A 17,729-nucleotide genomic window follows, 5' to 3' on the forward strand; every position below is an offset into this window, starting at 1 on the left:
GCCCCCGCACCGGCCGCCGCTGCTCCGGCAGCCCCGGCCGCTCCGGCGCAGGCCGCTCCGGCCCCTGCCGCGAAGGCCGCCGCGCCCGCCCCGGTCAAGGCCGCGGCCGCGCCGGCCACCGAGGCCCCGGAAGGCCCCGAGTACGTGACGCTGCGCGGCCCGTCGGCCGCCGTCGCGAAGAACATGAACGCCTCGCTGGAGCTGCCGACGGCCACGTCCGTCCGCGCCGTCCCGGTGAAGCTGCTCTTCGACAACCGCATCGTCATCAACAACCACCTGAAGCGCGCCCGGGGCGGGAAGATCTCCTTCACGCACCTCATCGGCTACGCGATGGTGCAGGCCCTCAAGGCCATGCCGGCGATGAACCACTCCTTCGCGCTGAAGGACGGCAAGCCGACCCTGGTCAAGCCGGAGCACGTCAACCTCGGTCTCGCCATCGACCTGGTGAAGCCGAACGGCGACCGCCAGCTGGTCGTCGCGGCCATCAAGAAGGCCGAGACGCTCAACTTCTTCGAGTTCTGGCAGGCCTACGAGGACATCGTCCGCCGCGCCCGCAACGGCAAGCTCGGCATGGACGACTTCACCGGCGTCACCGCCTCGCTGACCAACCCCGGCGGCATCGGCACCGTCCACTCGGTGCCCCGCCTGATGCCCGGACAGGGCCTCATCATGGGCGTCGGCGCGATGGACTACCCGGCCGAGTTCCAGGGCACCTCCCAGGACACCCTGAACAAGCTGGGCATCTCCAAGGTCATGACGCTGACCTCGACGTACGACCACCGGGTCATCCAGGGCGCCGCCTCCGGCGAGTTCCTGCGGATCGTCGCCCAGCTCCTGCTCGGCGAGAACGAGTTCTACGACGAGATCTTCAAGTCGCTGCGCATCCCGTACGAGCCGGTCCGCTGGCTCACGGACATCGACGCCTCGCACGACAACGACGTGACCAAGGCCGCGCGGGTCTTCGAGCTGATCCACTCCTACCGGGTCCGCGGCCACGTCATGGCCGACACCGACCCGCTGGAGTACCGCCAGCGCAAGCACCCCGACCTGGACATCACCGAGCACGGCCTCACCCTGTGGGACCTGGAGCGGGACTTCGCGGTCGGCGGTTTCGCCGGCAAGTCGCTGATGAAGCTCCGCGACATCCTCGGTGTGCTGCGCGAGTCGTACTGCCGCACCACCGGCATCGAGTTCATGCACATCCAGGACCCGAAGCAGCGCAAGTGGCTCCAGGACCGCGTGGAGCGCCCGCGCGCCCAGCAGCCGGAGCGCGAGGAGCAGCTGCGCATCCTGCGCCGGCTGAACGCCGCCGAGGCGTTCGAGACCTTCCTGCAGACCAAGTACGTCGGCCAGAAGCGGTTCTCGCTGGAGGGCGGCGAGTCCGTCATCCCGCTGCTCGACGCGGTCATCGACTCCGCCGCCGAGGCCCGCCTCGACGAGGTCGTCATCGGCATGGCCCACCGCGGCCGGCTGAACGTGCTGGCGAACATCGTCGGCAAGTCGTACGCGCAGATCTTCCGCGAGTTCGAGGGCAACCTCGACCCCCGGTCGATGCACGGCTCCGGCGACGTCAAGTACCACCTGGGCGCCGAGGGCACCTTCACCGGTCTGGACGGCGAGCAGATCAAGGTCTCGCTGGCCGCCAACCCCTCGCACCTGGAGGCGGTCGACCCGGTCCTGGAGGGCATCGCCCGCGCCAAGCAGGACATCATCAACAAGGGCGGCACGGACTTCACCGTCCTGCCCGTCGCCCTCCACGGCGACGCGGCCTTCGCGGGCCAGGGCGTCGTCGCCGAGACGCTCAACATGTCGCAGCTGCGCGGCTACCGCACCGGCGGCACCGTGCACGTGGTGATCAACAACCAGGTCGGCTTCACCGCCGCCCCGGAGTCCTCGCGCTCCTCGATGTACGCCACCGACGTGGCGCGCATGATCGAGGCGCCGATCATCCACGTCAACGGTGACGACCCCGAGGCCGTCGTCCGCGTCGCGCGGCTCGCCTTCGAGTTCCGGCAGGCGTTCAACAAGGACGTCGTGATCGACCTCATCTGCTACCGCCGCCGCGGTCACAACGAGGGCGACAACCCGGAGTTCACCAACCCGCAGATGTACACCCTGATCGACAAGAAGCGCTCGGTGCGCAAGCTCTACACCGAGTCCCTCATCGGTCGCGGCGACATCACGCTGGAAGAGGCGGAGCAGGCGCTCCAGGACTTCCAGGGCCAGCTGGAGAAGGTCTTCGCGGAGGTCCGCGAGGCCACCTCGCTGCCGGCCCCGGCGCACACCCCCGAGGTCCAGCCCGAGTTCCCGGTCGCCGTGACCACCGCGATCTCCCCGGAGGTCGTCAAGGTCATCGCCGAGTCCCAGGTCAACATCCCCGACCGGATCACCGTCCACCCCCGCCTGATGCCGCAGATGCAGCGCCGCGCGGCCTCGGTGGAGAACGGCACGATCGACTGGGGCATGGGCGAGACCCTGGCCATCGGTTCGCTGCTGATGGAGGGCACCCCGGTCCGGCTCGCCGGCCAGGACACCCGCCGCGGCACCTTCGGCCAGCGCCACGCGGTCCTCGTCGACCAGGTGACCGGCGAGGACTACACCCCGCTGCTCTACCTCTCCGACGAGCAGGCCCGCTACAACGTCTACGACTCGCTGCTCAGCGAGTACGCGGCGATGGGCTTCGAGTACGGCTACTCGCTGGCCCGTCCGGAGTCGCTGGTCGTCTGGGAGGCCCAGTTCGGCGACTTCGTCAACGGCGCGCAGACCGTCGTCGACGAGTTCATCTCCTCGGCCGAGCAGAAGTGGGGCCAGACCTCCGGCGTCACGCTGCTGCTGCCGCACGGCTACGAGGGCCAGGGCCCGGACCACTCGTCCGCCCGCCCGGAGCGCTTCCTCACGCTGTGCGCGCAGAACAACATGACGGTCGCCATGCCGACCCTGCCGTCGAACTACTTCCACCTCCTGCGGTGGCAGGTGCACAACCCGCACCACAAGCCGCTGATCGTCTTCACCCCGAAGTCGATGCTCCGCCTCAAGGCGGCCGCGTCGAAGGTGGAGGAGTTCACCACCGGCGGCTTCCGCCCGGTGATCGGCGACGACTCGGTGAACCCGGCCGACGTCCGCAAGGTCGTCTTCTGCGCCGGCAAGGTCTACTACGACCTGGAGGCCGAGCGTACGAAGCGCGGCGTCACGGACACCGCGATCATCCGTCTGGAGCGCCTGTACCCCCTGCCGGGTGCCGAGCTCCAGGCCGAGATCGCCAAGTACCCGAACGCCGAGAAGTACCTCTGGACCCAGGAGGAGCCGGCCAACCAGGGCGCCTGGCCGTTCATCGCCCTGAACCTGATCGACCACCTGGACCTGGCCGTCGGCGCCGACGTCCCGCACGGTGAGCGCCTGCGCCGCATCTCGCGCCCGCACAGCTCGTCCCCGGCGGTCGGCTCGGCCAAGCGCCACCAGGCCGAGCAGGCCCAGCTGGTCGCCGAGGTCTTCGAGGCCTGATCCGCTGACGCACCGACAGGGGCCCCCTCCCGCGAGACGATCGCGGGAGGGGGCCCCTCGGTATGCGGCGCCGGACCGCGCCAGCCCGGACGGTGCGCGGCCCCTCCGGACCGTCGGCGGTGCGCGGCCCCGTCAGACGAGCGGCCCCGTCAGACGATCAGGGGCTCGAAGTCCCAGAAGTCCAGGTGCTCGGCACGCGCCGGGTCCTCCGCCTGCCGGTAGGCGGAGGCGAGCGGGTGGTCCGCCCCCAGCAGTGCCGTCGTCCGCGGACCGTTCGCCCGGCCCAGCCCGCGCGCCTCACCGGTCCGCCCGGTCCGCATCCGGACGAGCATCGCGTTGTACGCGCAGCCGAGCGCCCAGGGGTGTCCCGCGTCGGTCGACCGGACCATCATCGAGCGGGCCTGCTCGATCGCGTCGACCGCGGCGTCCCGCTCCCCCAGCGCCCAGCGCATCAGTCCGAGGTTCCCCACCGCCCCGATGGTGTACGGGTGTGCGTCGCCCAGCATCGACCGGTACCCCGCCACCACCCGCTCGTGCAGCAGCAGGGCCCGGTCCGGGTCGCCCGCCCGCCGCTCCGCGCAGGCCGCACTCGCCGTGATCAGCAGGGTGAGGGGGTGGTGCTCGCCGAGGAGCCGCTGACAGTCCCGCCGTACCCGGGCCAGGGCGGGCCGGGCGGCGGCCGGGTCGCCCGCGAGGTACCGGCACAGCGCGAGGTTGTGCTGGGCGCGCAGGGTCTGCGGGTTGTTGGCGCCGAGCGCCGCCAGATGCCTGCGGACCGTCCGTTCCAGGGCCCCCTCGGCATCGCGGTGGTGTCCGAGCAGCCGCAGGTCGATGGCGCAGTTGAGTTCCGAGTACAAGGTGGCGGGGGCCTGCTCGCCCAGCACGGACCGCCGCAGGTCCAGCGTGTGACGGTCCCGCTCGAACGCCTCGCCGTACCGGCCGAGGAGCCGGAGGGAGACCGCGAGGTTGTTGTCCGCGTTCAGGGTCCGGTAGTCCTGCGGACCGAGGACGGCGAGGTAGCGGTCCCTGATCGAGACGGAGAGCCGCAGCGCCTCGTCGTAGCGGCCCAGGCCCCGCAGGTCGGCGGCGAGACCGCCGGCGGCGCGCAGGTGCTCCAGGTCGTGGTCGCCGTGTTCGGCCGCGAGGTAGTCGGCCGCCGCCCGCTCCACGCGTTCGCTGGTCCGGTAGTCACCGAGGGCGCGGAGCAGGTTGGCGTAGTGGTGGCCGAGGTCCCAGATCCGGGGGTGGGTCGCGCCGAGCAGGGCCGTCCAGGAGGTCATGGCCGGTTCGGCGAGCCGGACGCCGCTGCCGTACTCGCCCGAGAGGTACAGGTAGCGCAGGCAGTCGAGGACGAGGTCCTGCACCGCGGGCGCGGTGCTCTCCAGCACCTCCGCCCACTTCAGGTGCGGGGTGAGCGCGGCGTACGTGGTCCACATCCGTACGTCGGAGGGCTGCCCCCGGTCGACGGCGGCGAGCGCGCCACGGGCCGCTTCGGCGCAGGCCGCGTGGTCGGCCGGGGGCAGTTCGTCCCGCATCATGCGGTGGATCATGCGGTGCATGTGGAGGGCCCGGCTCGGGTCCACCGGCCCCCGGCCCGAGGGCACCGTGGTCTCCAGCCTGACGACCGAGTAGCGCAGCAGCTGCTGGACCGCCCGGTCGAGCCGGTCGGGGTCGGTGAGTGCCTCCAGGCCGGCGACGGTGTCCCAGGCGACCTCGTGCAGCAGGCGCAGGGGAATGGAATCGGGTGCGAAGAAACTGCACAGCCGCAGCAGGCCGGCGGCTTCCGGGGCGGTCTCCCAGAGCTTGTTCAACAGGAGCGACCAGGCCGTGCGGAAGGTCAGCGGGAAGTCGACGGAGACCTTGACGACGTCCTGGCCGATGCCGCCTTCGAGGAGTCCGATGTACTCCTCGACCGACATCTCCGAGTCGTTGAGCCAGCCCGCCGTCTGGTCCAGGAGGAGCGGGAGGTCCTCCAGGGCCTCGGCCAGCCGGCCGGAATCGTGCGGGGTCAGACGCGGTGCGCGGCGGCGGATGAAGGCGACCGACTCGTCGCGTTCGTAGACCGGGACCTCGACGAGGTCGCTGTTGTGCTCGCTCCACTCCGGGTTGCGGGAGGTGATCAGCACGTGCCCGGGGCCGGTCGGCACCAGGTCCCAGATGTGCTCGGGCTCGTCCGCCCCGTCCAGGACCAGCAGCCAGTGGGAGAACGGCTCGCCGCGCCGCAGCGCGTCCCGGACGGCCCGCAGCCGCTCCCCGTACTCGGCGCCCGTGGACAGGCCCAGTTCGGGGGCGAGTTCGGCGAGCCGCTGCCGGTAGAAGGAGCGGCGCTCGGCCGACACCCACCACACCACGTCGTACTCGGAGCCGAACCGGTAGACGTACTCCGCCGCCAGCTGCGTCTTGCCCACCCCGGACATGCCGTGCAGCGCCACGACCCCGGCACCGGGGCGGGCCTCGTTCAGTGCCTCGTACGTCGCCGCCAGCAGCTCGTCGCGGCCGGTGAACCGGGTGTTGCGGCGCGGCACCCCGCCCCACACCTGTGGGACGTCGGCCGGATACCGGGGCCCTTTCCGGGGCCCCGCGGCCTCGGGCAGCGGGTCGGTGGGCAGCCCCAGACGGGCCAGGAGCCGCCGTTCCGCCTCCTCGGCGCCGACGTTGGTCAGGTCGGCCGCGCCGAAGACCGACGCGGCGCCGGGCAGCGCGGACGTGGTGACGCAGACGGCGGCGAACCGGTCGGGCGCGGCGGCGACGACCTCCCGCAGCGCCCTGTTCCACTCCTCGTGCCCGCGCGGCGCCGGCTGGAAGTACCAGTCGCTGAGGACCGCCAGCACCTGGCCCCGGGCGAGCGTCAGATCGCGCAGCGACTCCTCCAGCGGAACCTCCGCCGGAGGGTCCCAGCGCTGCTGGACCACCGTCACCCCGCGCCGCTCCAGACGGTCCCCGATCCACTCCGCCCAGGCCCGGTTGAACCCGGCGAAACTGATGGTGACGTGGTCGACCGGACCGGGCGTGGTGCGCGGGACCGGGGGCCCCTCGAAGGGCGCGAGGCCCTCTGCGTCGGCCGGATCGCTCTCCGGCCACCCGCGCGGTTCCGGGTCCTCGGGTGGCTGGGCGGGGACGTATCCGAGGACCGCGGTCGCGCCGGTGTCGTCCGGGGCGCCCTCCGCCTGCGGGGTGATCCGGCAGGGCAGGGCGGCCTTGCGGACCGGTGTCCCCCACTGGTTGGTGAGGGTCAGCCACAGTTCGGCGGGCCCGGTGGCCCGGCCCGCGGTGACGACGAACCGGGCCGGGCCGTACGTGCCCCCGTAGCGGTGCAGTACGAGCGCGGGGTCGTCGAGCACCTCGCAGACGAAGTGCCGCCCCCCGTCCAGCGCGACGGTGAAGGTCAGCTCCTCGTCCTGGTACGGCCACGCGTCCGGGTCCTCCTCGCCCCGCGGCCCGAGCGGACCGCGCAGGTCGACGGTGACGAGGTAGGCGCACCCGGCCTCGGCCTCGTGGGGCCGGCTGACGACGGGTTCGATGAGCAGGGTCGGATCGTCGCCGTTCACCGTGCGTCCCCTTCCCCGCCCGTCGCCGTGCCGGGGCGTGGTCCGCTGAGGCTGAGCGTGCTGAGCGGATGCCCGTAGTACTGGAACATGAGGCTGTACAGCAGACGCAGGACGGGTCTCTGTCCGTCCACGTTCAACCGTCCTTCGTGCCGGGTGCGCGGCAGGTTCGTCAAGGGGCCGAACTCGTCCAGCGCGCGGGCCCGGAAGAGGCGCAGCGAGTCGGCCACCGGCCGCCAGGGTTCGGCGGCCAGGGTGCCGACGAGTTGCCGGATGAGTTCGCGTGCCTCGCTGTCGCCGACCTGTCCGGCCGCGACGACGCAGCCTCCGGCGCCCTTGCGGAGGAAGAGTTCGGTGAAGCCCCGCAGGTCCGTCTCGCCCAGCCCGGTGTTGCGGACGAACCTGGCCGAGTGGCAGGCGTTGAGACAGACCATCGAGTGGTCCTTGTCGAGCACCGTCATCGGGCGGTCGTCGTACTCGGCCCAGGTCACCTCGGCGAGGGTGAGCGCGTCGACCCGGTCGTCGTAGGTGCCGTGGGCCGCCATGTAGACGAGGCCGACGGGATCGGCCGGGCATCCGTCGAGCTCGTCGAGGAAGCCGTCGATCGTCAGGTGGGGGCGGTGCGCGTACCCCTGGAAGGCCGCCATGTCGGCCCGCATGTCATGGATGTGCCGTACGCCGTCGTGGTACGGGCGGGCCGGGCGCGGGTCGTGGAAGTAGTAGCCGAGCACATCGCCAGCGGCCGACACGGACGCTTCGGGCAGCACCAGTTCGGTGCTGCGGATGGTGAGCCACCGGGTGACCGCGACGAGGGCGCCGAGCAGCCCTTCGCCCAGCCCGTCGGCCGGTTCGGCCGGCAGCCAGAACGCCTCCCAGGGGATCTCGTAGCCGGTGTCGTCGTGGATGGTGACCTGGAGCGCGTCGCCGTGCAGCGCGCGGGCCCGGTTGAGCCAGGCGGCGAGCCGTCGCTGGTTCCGGGACCAGTGCCGGATGTCGCGGAGCAGCTGGGAGGGGGCGGGGCCGTCGCCCAGGGCGTTGCCCAGGCCGATGCCGGTGGGGCGCAGCTGGGTCGGCCCGGTGGTGTACGGGAGCGGGGGGATGCCTTCGCACCAGGCGCTGACGCCGAACGTCTGGGCGCCGCCGTGGCATTCGTGGTGCGGGACGACCGTGATCCGGGCGGTGTGCGGTGGGGGCCGGCTGTCGGCGTCGGCCTCCGTGAGCCCGAGCCGTTCGCGCAGTCCGGTGCGCACCCCGGCCGGTACGGGGGTTCTGGCGAGCCGCCGGCCGGTGGCCACGGAGTTCTCCAGCAGACGGCGGAGCCCCGCGGATTCACCGCCCACGGTCGGCCGCCTCGTGCTCCGGCCTGCCCGGGACCACCCTGCCGTCGAGGGCCTCGGCCAGCAGATGGGGGAGTTCCGGGTACGGCTGCCGTCCCGGGTCGACGACCAGGCTGTGCAGCCGGGTCCGGTCCATGCCGCTGATCCGGCCGGCCGCGGCGAGCGCGTCGTCGATGCCGGTGCGGCCCACGGCGTCGCGTCCGGCCTCGCCACGGCGGCTCGCGGCGAGCGGAACGTTGCCGCGCCCGTCGGTCACCACGACCAGCAGCGCTTCCACCAGGCCCGCGCGGTGGTGCTGGAAGGCCCGGCGCAGGGTCTGTTCGGCCAGTTGCAGTCCGTGGGCGAGCGGGGTGGCCCGGCCGGGCGGCCGGGCCAGGGCCGCGGCGATCCGCGGGGAGCGGGTGGACAGGGCGGTGAAGGACTCGGCCCGGACCTCGTTCGGTGCCCCGCGCCCGCCGACCTCGACCACGTGCACCGGGGCGCGGGTGACATAGGCCCAGTGCAGGAACGGGGCGAGTGCCGCGTGCCAGTCCCAGTCCTCGCGGCAGGTGTGGTCCAGGACGAGGGTGAGCGTCCGGACCGGTTCCGGTGCCCGGACGTATCCGCGCAGGTCGCCCGGGAGGATCACCAGGCGTTCGCTCCGGTCCCGTACCGCCCGGTACTTGGCCGCTTCCATCGCCGTGCGTACGGGCGCCAGGTCCCACAGGTCCCGGGCGGGGCGTACCCCGACGACGGGGCCGCGCGCGGCCCGGGGGCCGGTGGTGCGCCGGGCCGGGGTGCGCAGGGGCGAGTCCTCCGGCGGTGGTCCGGCGGTGTCCTCCGGGTACGGGGTGTCGGTGGTCGGCCAGGGGCCCGCCGCGCGTCCCAACCCAATGGGTTCGGCGGGTCCGGGTTCCAGGACGGGTGTGCCGGGCGCGGGGCGCCGGTCGGTGTCGGGCCAGGGCCCGGGGAGGATGCGGGGTGCGCCGCGTGCGGTGTCGACGGTGTCGGGGCCGGGCGGGGGTTCGGTGGACGGGTTCCGGGCGGAGCGCAGCCGCAGGAGGGTGGCGGCCGCTTCGGCGTGGTCGGCGGTGAGGCGTTCGGCGCCGTCGAGGCGGGCCAGGGCGCGGGCGGTCCGGGCCAGGGCGAGGGCTCTGCGCTGGCCGGTGCCGTCCTGGTCGTCGAGGAGTTCCAGGACCCGGGACGCGAAGTCGTCGGCGGGGTGCAGGGGTGGCCGGGGTCCGGTGGAGCGGGCCCGGTCCAGGGCCCGGGTCCAGGCGGCCGGGAGGGGGCCGAGCGGGGTGTCACCGGGCCGGATGCTCAGGTCGGGGGCGGTGAGGCGGAGCGGGAAGCGGTCCAGGAGGTGCGGGGAGACGCGTGGTACGTCCTCCGTGCGGCAGACGGCCAGCCAGCGGGCCGCCGGACGCCAGCGGCGGCGCAGCCCGGACTGTTCGACGGTGGCGACATCGGCGCCGAGGAGCTGTACGGCGGCCCGCTTCCCCGGCACGCTGAGCCTGGCGAGGTCGGGGACGACGACGAGGGAGGGGCCGGGCACGGGTTCGGTGAGCGGTCCGGGGTCCAGCGCGAAGTCGATGCCGTGCGGGCCTCGGCTCACCCGGGGCCGCGACCACAGGTCCTCGTCCGTGGTGGCGGCGGTGAGGGCGGTGCGGGGAACGGGCGTACCGGTGGGACCGGCGAGCAGCCGGTCGAGTACGGCGGCGACGGTGGCGAGGTGTGCGTCGGGGAGGCCGAAGAGCAGCACCCCGGACAGCTTGGGCTCGACGGCGGCGCAGGCCAGTGCGGTGAGCAGTCGCCGGGGGAGTTGGCCGGCGTCCGCGGCGGGCAGCGGCCGGAGTGGGGATGCGGACATCGGCGGCTCAGCCGAAGAGGGCGCTGACGCGGTCGTCCTCGTCGGGCCCCCAGGTGAGGGCGGCGCCGTGGGCGGAGTCCGGTCTGCGGTGGCGCAGGGCCAGCGGCAGCACCCGGCGGACGTGGTCGGGTTCGACCCGCGCGTGCCCGTCCCGTGCGGCCAGCGCGCGGGCGGTCTTCGCCACGAGGAGGTCACCGCGCTGCCCGATGGCGCCCAGCAGCTCCGCCGCCTCGGCGCAGAGCCCGCTCACGCTCTCGTCGAGCCGGACGTCCTTCAGCCGGTCCCTCGCCGCCTGGAGCGCGGTGCGCAGTGTGTCGTCCTCGTCCTGTGCGGCGCGCAGCCAGGCGGAGTCCTCGGCCTCCAGTTCCTCCTCGAAGGTGAGCACGGTCGTGATCATCCGCCGGCGCTCGGCGAGGTCCAGCTCGGACGCCGCCACCATCAGCCCGAAGCGGTCGAGGAGTTGGGCCCGCAGGCTGCCCTCCTCGGGGTTCATGGTGCCGACGAGTCCGAACGACAGCTGCCTGGCCAGGTCGATGCCTTCGCGCTGGATGGACAGCACACCGGTGGAGACGACGTCCAGGATGATGTTGACGAGGTGGTCGTCCAGCAGGTTGACCTCGTCGATGTACAGCAGTCCTTTTCTGTCGGCCTCTTCCAGCAGGCCGGGCTGCGGCTTCGCCACGCCCCGCATCAGCGAGTCCAGTTCCCAGCCGCCGACCACCCGGTCGTCGGTCGCGTTGATCGGGAGCGTGACGGGCAGCTCGCCGCCGGACATCAGCGCGAAGGCACGGACCACGGTGGATTTGGCGGTGCCCCGCTGCCCAGTGATCAGCACCCCGCCGATCCTCGGGGAGACGAAGTTGAGCTCCAGGGCCAGCTTGAGGTCCTCCTGCCCGACGATCCGGCTGTACGGGAGGATCGGCACCCGGGGCGCCGGGGCGGCGGCCCTGGACGGTGGCTCGCTCATGAGGGGGTCGCCGTGGCAGTGGCCTGCCCCTCGTTGCCGGGCTGCCAGCGGAAGGTGATCTGGATCTGCGCCTCGGCACCGGCCTTCACCACGGCCGCCATACCGGCCTCGAAGGTGATCCCGACCTGGAGTTCGATCTCGTCGGGCCGCAGTCCGTCGCCGAGGTCCCCGAGTCCGCGCATCGCCCGTGCGGCACAGCGTCGCGCCAGATCGATCCCGTCGCCGTACAGGTCACCGGCGCCGCTCAGGACGCGCCGGGCGGCGTCGGCGCCGCCCCTGGTCTCCCCGGGGCTGTAGAAGGACTCGCTCTCCCCGGCCGGTGCCGGGTCCGTCCCGAAGGTCCCGGCGTCCACGACGACCGGGATCGGGCCGTCCTCCCCCGGTTCCGTGGACCCGACGATGACCGCCATCCGCTCCCCCGATTCCTCACAACCGACGTGTCGGGAAAGAATACTGACGGTCATTCACTTGTTGAGGGGCTTTCCGTGAATCGGCTCAGATCATCTGCGGTTCGAAGTCCCAGTAGGGACGGTTACGGGACCGGGCCGAGACGGTGTGGACGTGCTGGGCGCCCAGCGTCGTGACCAGGTCGTCCAGGGCCTCCCGCTCGATCTTGTCCGCGCGCTGCCGGTCACGGATGCCGCGCAGGTCAGCGGCGTGCGCGATCCGGGCGGAGAGGGTCAGCGGGTGGGTCCGGCCGAGGACCTCGGTGGCCCGGCCGATGACCGCGTCCGTCAGTGCGGCCGCGGATTCCGGGTCGCCCACCAGATTGCGCAGCGCCGAGGCGTTCACCGCGCAGCCCAGGGTCCAGGGGTGGTGCTCCCCCACGGCGCGCGTCATGCCGGCGAGTGACTCCTCCAACAGGGCGTGCGCATGGTCGCGTTCGCCCACGTTGCGGAGGATCAGAGCGTGGTTGGCCCGGGTCCCCGCCACGTACGGGTGCTCCTCGCCGAGCATGTCCACATAGCCGTCGACCACCCGCTCGCTTATGGCCCTGGCCTGGTCGATGTCGGCGTGCTCGCGGGCGAAGAAGCTCTGGCTGGCCGCGAACATCATGGTCAGCGGGTCGCTCTCGCCGAGCACCCGCTCGCTGCGTTCGAGAACGCGGGTGAACAGCGTCGCGGCCTTGGCGCGTTCTCCCGCGCGGTACTGGCAGAGCGCGAGATTGTGCTCGGCGCGCAGGGTCTGCGGGTTGTCGGGCCCCATGACCAGCCGGTGCACCCGGACGCTCTGGTTCTGGAGCGAGAGGGCGTCGGCGTACCGGCCGAGGAGACGCAGGTCGGTGGCGTAGTTGATCTCGGAGTAGAGCGTCCAGCTGTGCCGTGGACGCAGCAGTTGGCGGCGGGCTTCCAGGGTGCGGCCGTTGTGTTCGAGTGCTTCCTCGTACCGGCCGAGCAGGCGCAGCGACGCACCCAGGTTGTTCTGAGCGCTGAGCGTGCGCGAGTCCTGGTCGCCCAGGAGTTCGCGGTAGGACGCGAGGAGCCAGGCCGACATCTCCAGTGCCTCGTCGTAGCGGCCGAGGCCCCGCAGGTCGGCGGCGAGGCCGTCGGCGGCGCGGAGGTGTTCCAGGTCCTGTGCGCCGCGTTCGGCGCGCAGGTGGTCGACGGCGGCGCGTTCGATGGCTTCCGTACCGGCGTAGTCGCCGACGGCCCGCAGCACGTTCGCGTAGTGGTAGCTGAGGTCCCAGACCCGGGGGTGGTCCTCGCCGAGGAGGCGTCGCCAGGCCTTCATGGCGCGTTCGCCCAGCTTGATGCCGGCCCGGTACTCGCCGGAGAGGTACATGTAGCGCAGGCAGTTGAGCACCAGGGTGTGCACGGCCGGGTCGGTGCTGTTGAGTACGTCGGCCCATTTGAGGTGCGGGGTGATCTCGGCGTAGGCGGGCCACAGCCGGGTGTCGGTGGGGCGGCCGGGGTCGGCGGCGGCGAGGGCCCTGCGGACCACGCCGATGAACTCCTCGCGGTCGCGCTCCGGCATGTCCTTGCCGACGATCTGGTGGACCATGCGGTGCATGTAGAGCGACTCGCCGGACGAGGCCTCCTCGCCGGCCGTCTCGTGGGACTCCAGTCGGACCACGGAATACTGGCGGAGCTGGGCGATCGCCTTGTTCCACAGCAGTGGGTCGTTCATCAGGCCGGAGAGCTGTTCCGGCAGCTCGCCGGGGGGCATTTCCCTCAGCAGGCGTACGGGGATCGAGCCGGGCGCGAAGAAGCTGCACAGCCGCAGCAGGTCCACGGATTCCGGGACGGTCTCCTTGAGCTTGTTCAGCAGTATCGACCAGGCGGTCTGGAAGGCGAGCGGGAAGTCGGCGGAGACCTTGACGACGTCCTGGTCGATGCCCCCTTCGAGGAGTTCGATGTACTCCTCGACCGACATGTCGGAGTCGTTGAGCCAGCCCGCCGTCTGGTCCAGGAGGAGCGGGAGGTCCTCCAGGGCCTCGGCCAGCTGGTCCGCGTCGTTCGGGGTGAGGCGTGGGGCGCGGCGGCGGATGAAGGCGACCGACTCGTCGCGTTCGTAGACCGGGACCTCGACGAGGTTGCTGTTGTGCTCGCTCCACTCCGGGTTGCGGGAGGTGATCAGCACGTGTCCGGGGCCGGTCGGCACCAGGTCCCAGATGTGCTCGGGCTCGTCCGCCCCGTCCAGGACCAGCAGCCAGTGGGAGAACGGCTCGCCGCGCCGCAGCGCGTCCCGGACCGCGCGCAGCCGCTCCCCGTACTCGGCGCCCGTGGACAGGCCCAGTTCGGGGGCGAGTTCGGCGAGCTTCTGGCGGTAGAGGGCGCGGCGGTCGGCGGGCACCCACCACACCACGTCGTACTCGGAGCCGAACCGGTAGACGTACTCCGCCGCCAGCTGGGTCTTGCCCACCCCGGACATGCCGTGCAGCGCCACGACCCCGGCGCCGGGTCCGGCGTCCTGGAGGGCCTGGTACGCCTTGCTGAGCAGCTCCTCGCGGCCGGTGAACCGGGTGTTGCGGCGCGGCACCCCGCCCCACACCTCCGTTACGTCGGCCGGATAGCGGGGGCCCTGCCGGGACCCGACGGCCTCGGGCAGCGGGTCGGTGGGCAGGCCCAGGCGGGCCAGGAGCCGCCGTTCGGCCTCGTCGGCGCCGACGTTGGTCAGGTCGGCCGCGCCGAGGGCCGAGGTGGCGCCGGGGAGCGCGGACGTGGTGACGCAGACGGCGGCGAACCGGTCGGGGTCGGGGGCGACGACCTCGCGCAGTGCCCTGTTCCACTCGTCGTGGCTGCGCGGGCCGAGCTGGAAGTACCAGTCGCTGAGGATCACCAGGACGCGGCCCCGGGAGAGCGTCAGATCGCGCAGCGACTCCTCCAGCGGAACCTCCACCGGGGGGTCCCAGCGCTGCTGGACGACCGTCACCCCGCGCCGCTCCAGACGGTCGCCGATCCAGGTCGCCCAGGCCCGGTTGAACCCGGCGAAACTGATGGTGACGGTATGCGCCCCGGTTGCTCCAACTTGCCTACGCGTTCCGGGCATTCAGCCGTCTCCCTGCCTCGATTCGAGCCTTGTCAACATACACCGGAGCATGGTCGTTCCGGCGGACAGTCCCGAGGTCCCTCACGGCCTGTGCGGGCCGTTCCTCTGCTGCCATATCACCTTGGTGGTGGCCACGTACGCCTCAGCGCGCGCGAGGTGCCCCGTTGGGGGCGGGCAATCGTCCAGACGGTGGTAGAGCGTGATCATCTCGTTGACCAGGACCCGGCCTTCGCGGGTCAGCGCCGCCGAACCGGCCAGCACGGGCAGCACGGCGCCGACCTGTTCGCGGCAGCGGGCGTGCTCGGCCCAGGCCAGGTCGCGGTGGGTGACGCGCCGCGCGGCGAGGGCGAACCGCTGCCAGTAGTCGGCGAGGGCGATGTGCGAGTAGGCGCCCTGGAGAAGGCCGTCGAAGGGGCGCGGGTCGGAGCGCCACGGCGCGAAGTGGCGGGGCTCCGGGTCCTCGTGGTGCAGCGGTACGAGGGCGCCGAGTGCGGACAGCTTGGTGTGCTGGAGTTCGTGGACGAGGGTGGAGGCGAAGTAGGCGGGGGTGGCCGGCTTGCTGCTGAGGACGGCGCCGAACGCCTCGCGCCGGGTGCCGCTGCAGTGTGCCGCGCTCTCACCGGTGGGCCCGGAGCCGGGCGGCGGGCCGAGCGGAACCAGGCAGCGCAGCAGGACCGCCGCTTCGGTGAGGCGGTGCTCGCCGCCGATGCGGAGCAGTGGCACCACGCCGTTCCAGGACTCGGCCCACGCCTTGCGTTCGTGGTCGTCGATGTGGGTGGCGGCGCTCAGCCCGTGCGGCCGGCGTCCGCTGCCGTCGGTGCGGTACGGGTCGACGTCGTCCAGGGGCACGGGTCCGGTGCCCGAGGGCACGGCGGGCAGGGCGAGCACGGGCAGCCAGCGCGGGTCGGCCGAGCCGGTCGTCCCGTCCGGCTGGGTGTGCGCGAGCAGTGGCGGCCCGGCCGCGTCCTCACGCATCGTCAGTTCGCCGTCGTGGAAGGCGATGTCGACGGTCGTGGAGGTGGCGGACGCGGTGCACAGGGCGCCCAGGGTGGGCAGGGACAGCAGTCCGTCGTGTGCGGTGAGCCGGGTCGCGAACGGGATTCCGGCCCGGATCGCGGCGGCTGCGGCCAGGGCGCTCAAGTGGGCGAGATCGGCGCGGAGTTCGGGCCCCGGCCCGGTGGCGGTCGCCGAGCCGGAGAGGCCGCGCAGGCAGCGCTGGACCCAGGGCCCGGCGAGGGGGTGGAGCAGGACGGTGCGCACGGCCCCGCGGTCGGCGCGCTCGGCCGTCTCCAGCAGCGCCCAGTCCTGGCGCAGCCGGTCGAGCGCCCGGGGCGGGCAGAGGGCCGCGGGGGCCGCCTCGGCGGCGTCGAGCAGGGCCCGCAGCAGGAGGAGCCGGCGGGTGTCCTGGTCACGCACGAGGACACCGAGGGTGTCGGCGTCGCCCTCGGTGCGGCCGAGCAGGCGCAGCATGCGGTCCGGGAGTGGGGGGATCATCGGCGGTCTCCTGCGGTCGCGTCGGACAGCCGGGCCGCGACATGGCGGACCAGCCGTTCGAGGTCGGCGCAGTAGACGGACGGGTTGGCGAAGCCGTTCTCTGCGCGGTAGCGGTGTGCGTAGTGGCCGCCCCCGCAGACGGTCAGCAGCGGGCAGGCGCGGCAGGCCGCGGCGAGTGCGTCGGCGCCTGCCCGGCGGGCGGCGACGCCGGGGTGGCGCAGGGCGTCGTCGAAGGTGTGGTGGAAGACGTCGAGCCCGGTGGCGGCGGCCGTGTCGTAGGCGGACTTGAGGGAGTCGACCTGCTCGATCGCCCCGTCCGTCTCGATCACGATCGCGTCGACGGGGTCGAGGCCGAGGGATTCGGTGGCTCCGGGCAGGCCCAGCAGCAGGGCGATGCACTCCTCGAAGAGCCTGATCCGGGTCTCCCGCCGTCCGGTGCGCCACCAGCGGTCGAAGACGGTGACGAGCCAGTCGCCGTAGGGGGTCGGACGGCCGGGCCCGGTGGGCGGCAGGCCCGGTGGCGGGTTGGTCCAGTTGCCGTGCGGCAGCAGCAGGTCCAGGGCCGGGGGGCGCAGTTCGAGCAGCGACTCGTACATCTCGACCGGGTCGGTGTCCGGGTCGACGACGGTGAGGATGCCCGCGTACGCGTCGGGGTGCCGGTCGGCGAGCAGCCGGGCGCCGCGCGAGGCGGCGGGCCAGGACGGGCGTCCGGCGTGGTCGGTGCGCCGGCTGTTGTGGGCGGGCCGGCCGCCGTCGAGGCTGATGCCGATGCGGATGCCGTGCCGGGCGAGGGTGGCGACGCGGGGCCCGGTGAGGAGGGTGGCGTTGGTCTGGACGGTGGTGTGGACGGTGCAGCCCTCGGGCGACAGGCCGCGCACCCGGTCGGCGAAGGCGGCCAGCCGGTCGGCGCCCGCGAGAAGGGGTTCGCCGCCGTGCAGGACGAGCGCGAGGTCCCGCAGGCCGTGGGCCGCCGCGTGTTCGGCGATGCGGTGCGCGGTGCGGTCGAGTACGGCGGGCGCGGCGGCGGCCGGGCGGTCGCGCCAGGTGTGGTCGGGGCCCTCGTACAGGTAGCAGTAGCGACAGGCGAGATTGCAGCGGCCGTGCACCTTGACGATGAACTGCCCGAAGGGGGCGGGGAGTCGGACGTCGTCGGCGCGTGGGAGCGGTTTCGGCGTCGCCTGTCGAGACACTCCCGCACCCCCGCGCCGTTCACGTCCGACGGTACGGCCCCCGTCGCCGTCCCGAGGCGAGTATCCCTGGCCTGCCGTACGGGCAAACCCGCCCCTCACCACGATGTCCTGTTCAACCGGGCCCCGGACCGAAATCGTGCGGCCTCAGAAGGCGTTGGTGAAACCCCACAGCATCTCCCGCGGCTGCTCGGCCCGCCCGCGGAGATCCGCGACCACCTCGGCGAGCACCGGATGGTCGAGCGTGCGCAGTGACTCCAGATCGAGCCCCAGCAGATCCGGCAGCGCGCCCGGACCACTGCCCGGCCCGCCCTCCGGAGTGCCCGTGTGTGCCGTCTCGTTCATCGTTCCTCCCCGTAA

Annotated in this window: 10 protein-coding genes; 1 reads left to right on the forward strand and 9 read right to left on the reverse strand. The window is 72.9% G+C overall.

Annotation, left to right across the window (positions count from 1 at the left end; translation table 11 throughout):
• The coding region (locus GA0115234_RS34865) for a multifunctional oxoglutarate decarboxylase/oxoglutarate dehydrogenase thiamine pyrophosphate-binding subunit/dihydrolipoyllysine-residue succinyltransferase subunit (RefSeq protein ID WP_093549740.1) at positions 1-3,501 on the forward strand (3,501 nt) is incomplete at its 5' end.
• 149 nt (positions 3,502-3,650) lie between these two features.
• On the opposite strand, the gene fxsT (GA0115234_RS34870) is transcribed toward GA0115234_RS34865, so the two are convergent.
• The 9 genes from fxsT (GA0115234_RS34870) to fxsA form a co-directional block, all read right to left on the reverse strand.
• Complete coding sequence (gene fxsT, locus GA0115234_RS34870) at positions 3,651-7,049, reverse strand: FxSxx-COOH system tetratricopeptide repeat protein (RefSeq protein ID WP_093549742.1); 3,399 nt, start codon at positions 7,047-7,049, stop codon at positions 3,651-3,653.
• Positions 7,046-8,386 carry a CHAT domain-containing protein gene (locus GA0115234_RS34875; RefSeq protein ID WP_093549744.1) on the reverse strand — a complete coding sequence of 447 codons (1,341 nt, stop codon included), beginning with the start codon at positions 8,384-8,386 and terminating at the stop codon, positions 7,046-7,048. Before GA0115234_RS34875 ends, fxsT (GA0115234_RS34870) begins: the two co-directional genes overlap by 4 nt.
• Positions 8,376-10,232, reverse strand: coding sequence for a hypothetical protein (locus GA0115234_RS34880; protein ID WP_093549746.1), 1,857 nt, complete (start codon positions 10,230-10,232; stop codon positions 8,376-8,378). Before GA0115234_RS34880 ends, GA0115234_RS34875 begins: the two co-directional genes overlap by 11 nt.
• 7 nt (positions 10,233-10,239) lie before the next feature.
• On the reverse strand, positions 10,240-11,199 hold the full coding sequence (locus tag GA0115234_RS34885; protein WP_093549748.1) for an ATP-binding protein: 960 nt from the start codon (positions 11,197-11,199) through the stop codon (positions 10,240-10,242).
• Positions 11,196-11,609: a CU044_2847 family protein gene (locus GA0115234_RS34890; RefSeq protein ID WP_093549750.1), complete on the reverse strand. Its 414-nt coding sequence runs from the start codon at positions 11,607-11,609 to the stop codon at positions 11,196-11,198. Before GA0115234_RS34890 ends, GA0115234_RS34885 begins: the two co-directional genes overlap by 4 nt.
• Before the next feature lie 85 nt (positions 11,610-11,694).
• Positions 11,695-14,688, reverse strand: a complete 2,994-nt coding sequence (fxsT, locus tag GA0115234_RS34895) for an FxSxx-COOH system tetratricopeptide repeat protein (protein ID WP_093549751.1) — start codon at positions 14,686-14,688, stop codon at positions 11,695-11,697.
• Positions 14,689-14,769: 81 nt separating this feature from the next.
• Complete coding sequence (locus GA0115234_RS34900) at positions 14,770-16,182, reverse strand: aKG-HExxH-type peptide beta-hydroxylase (RefSeq protein ID WP_093549753.1); 1,413 nt, start codon at positions 16,180-16,182, stop codon at positions 14,770-14,772.
• The gene (locus GA0115234_RS34905; protein WP_161275721.1) at positions 16,179-17,372 is read right to left on the reverse strand and encodes an FxsB family cyclophane-forming radical SAM/SPASM peptide maturase; all 1,194 of its coding nucleotides are present in this window, start codon (positions 17,370-17,372) and stop codon (positions 16,179-16,181) included. Before GA0115234_RS34905 ends, GA0115234_RS34900 begins: the two co-directional genes overlap by 4 nt.
• A 144-nt stretch (positions 17,373-17,516) precedes the next feature.
• Complete coding sequence (gene fxsA, locus GA0115234_RS34910; RefSeq protein ID WP_093549757.1) at positions 17,517-17,714, reverse strand: FxSxx-COOH cyclophane-containing RiPP peptide; 198 nt, start codon at positions 17,712-17,714, stop codon at positions 17,517-17,519.
• Between the last annotated feature and the right edge of the window lie 15 nt (positions 17,715-17,729).

The organism is Streptomyces sp. DvalAA-43, assembly GCF_900091725.1.
GTDB lineage: Bacteria > Actinomycetota > Actinomycetes > Streptomycetales > Streptomycetaceae > Streptomyces > Streptomyces pulveraceus.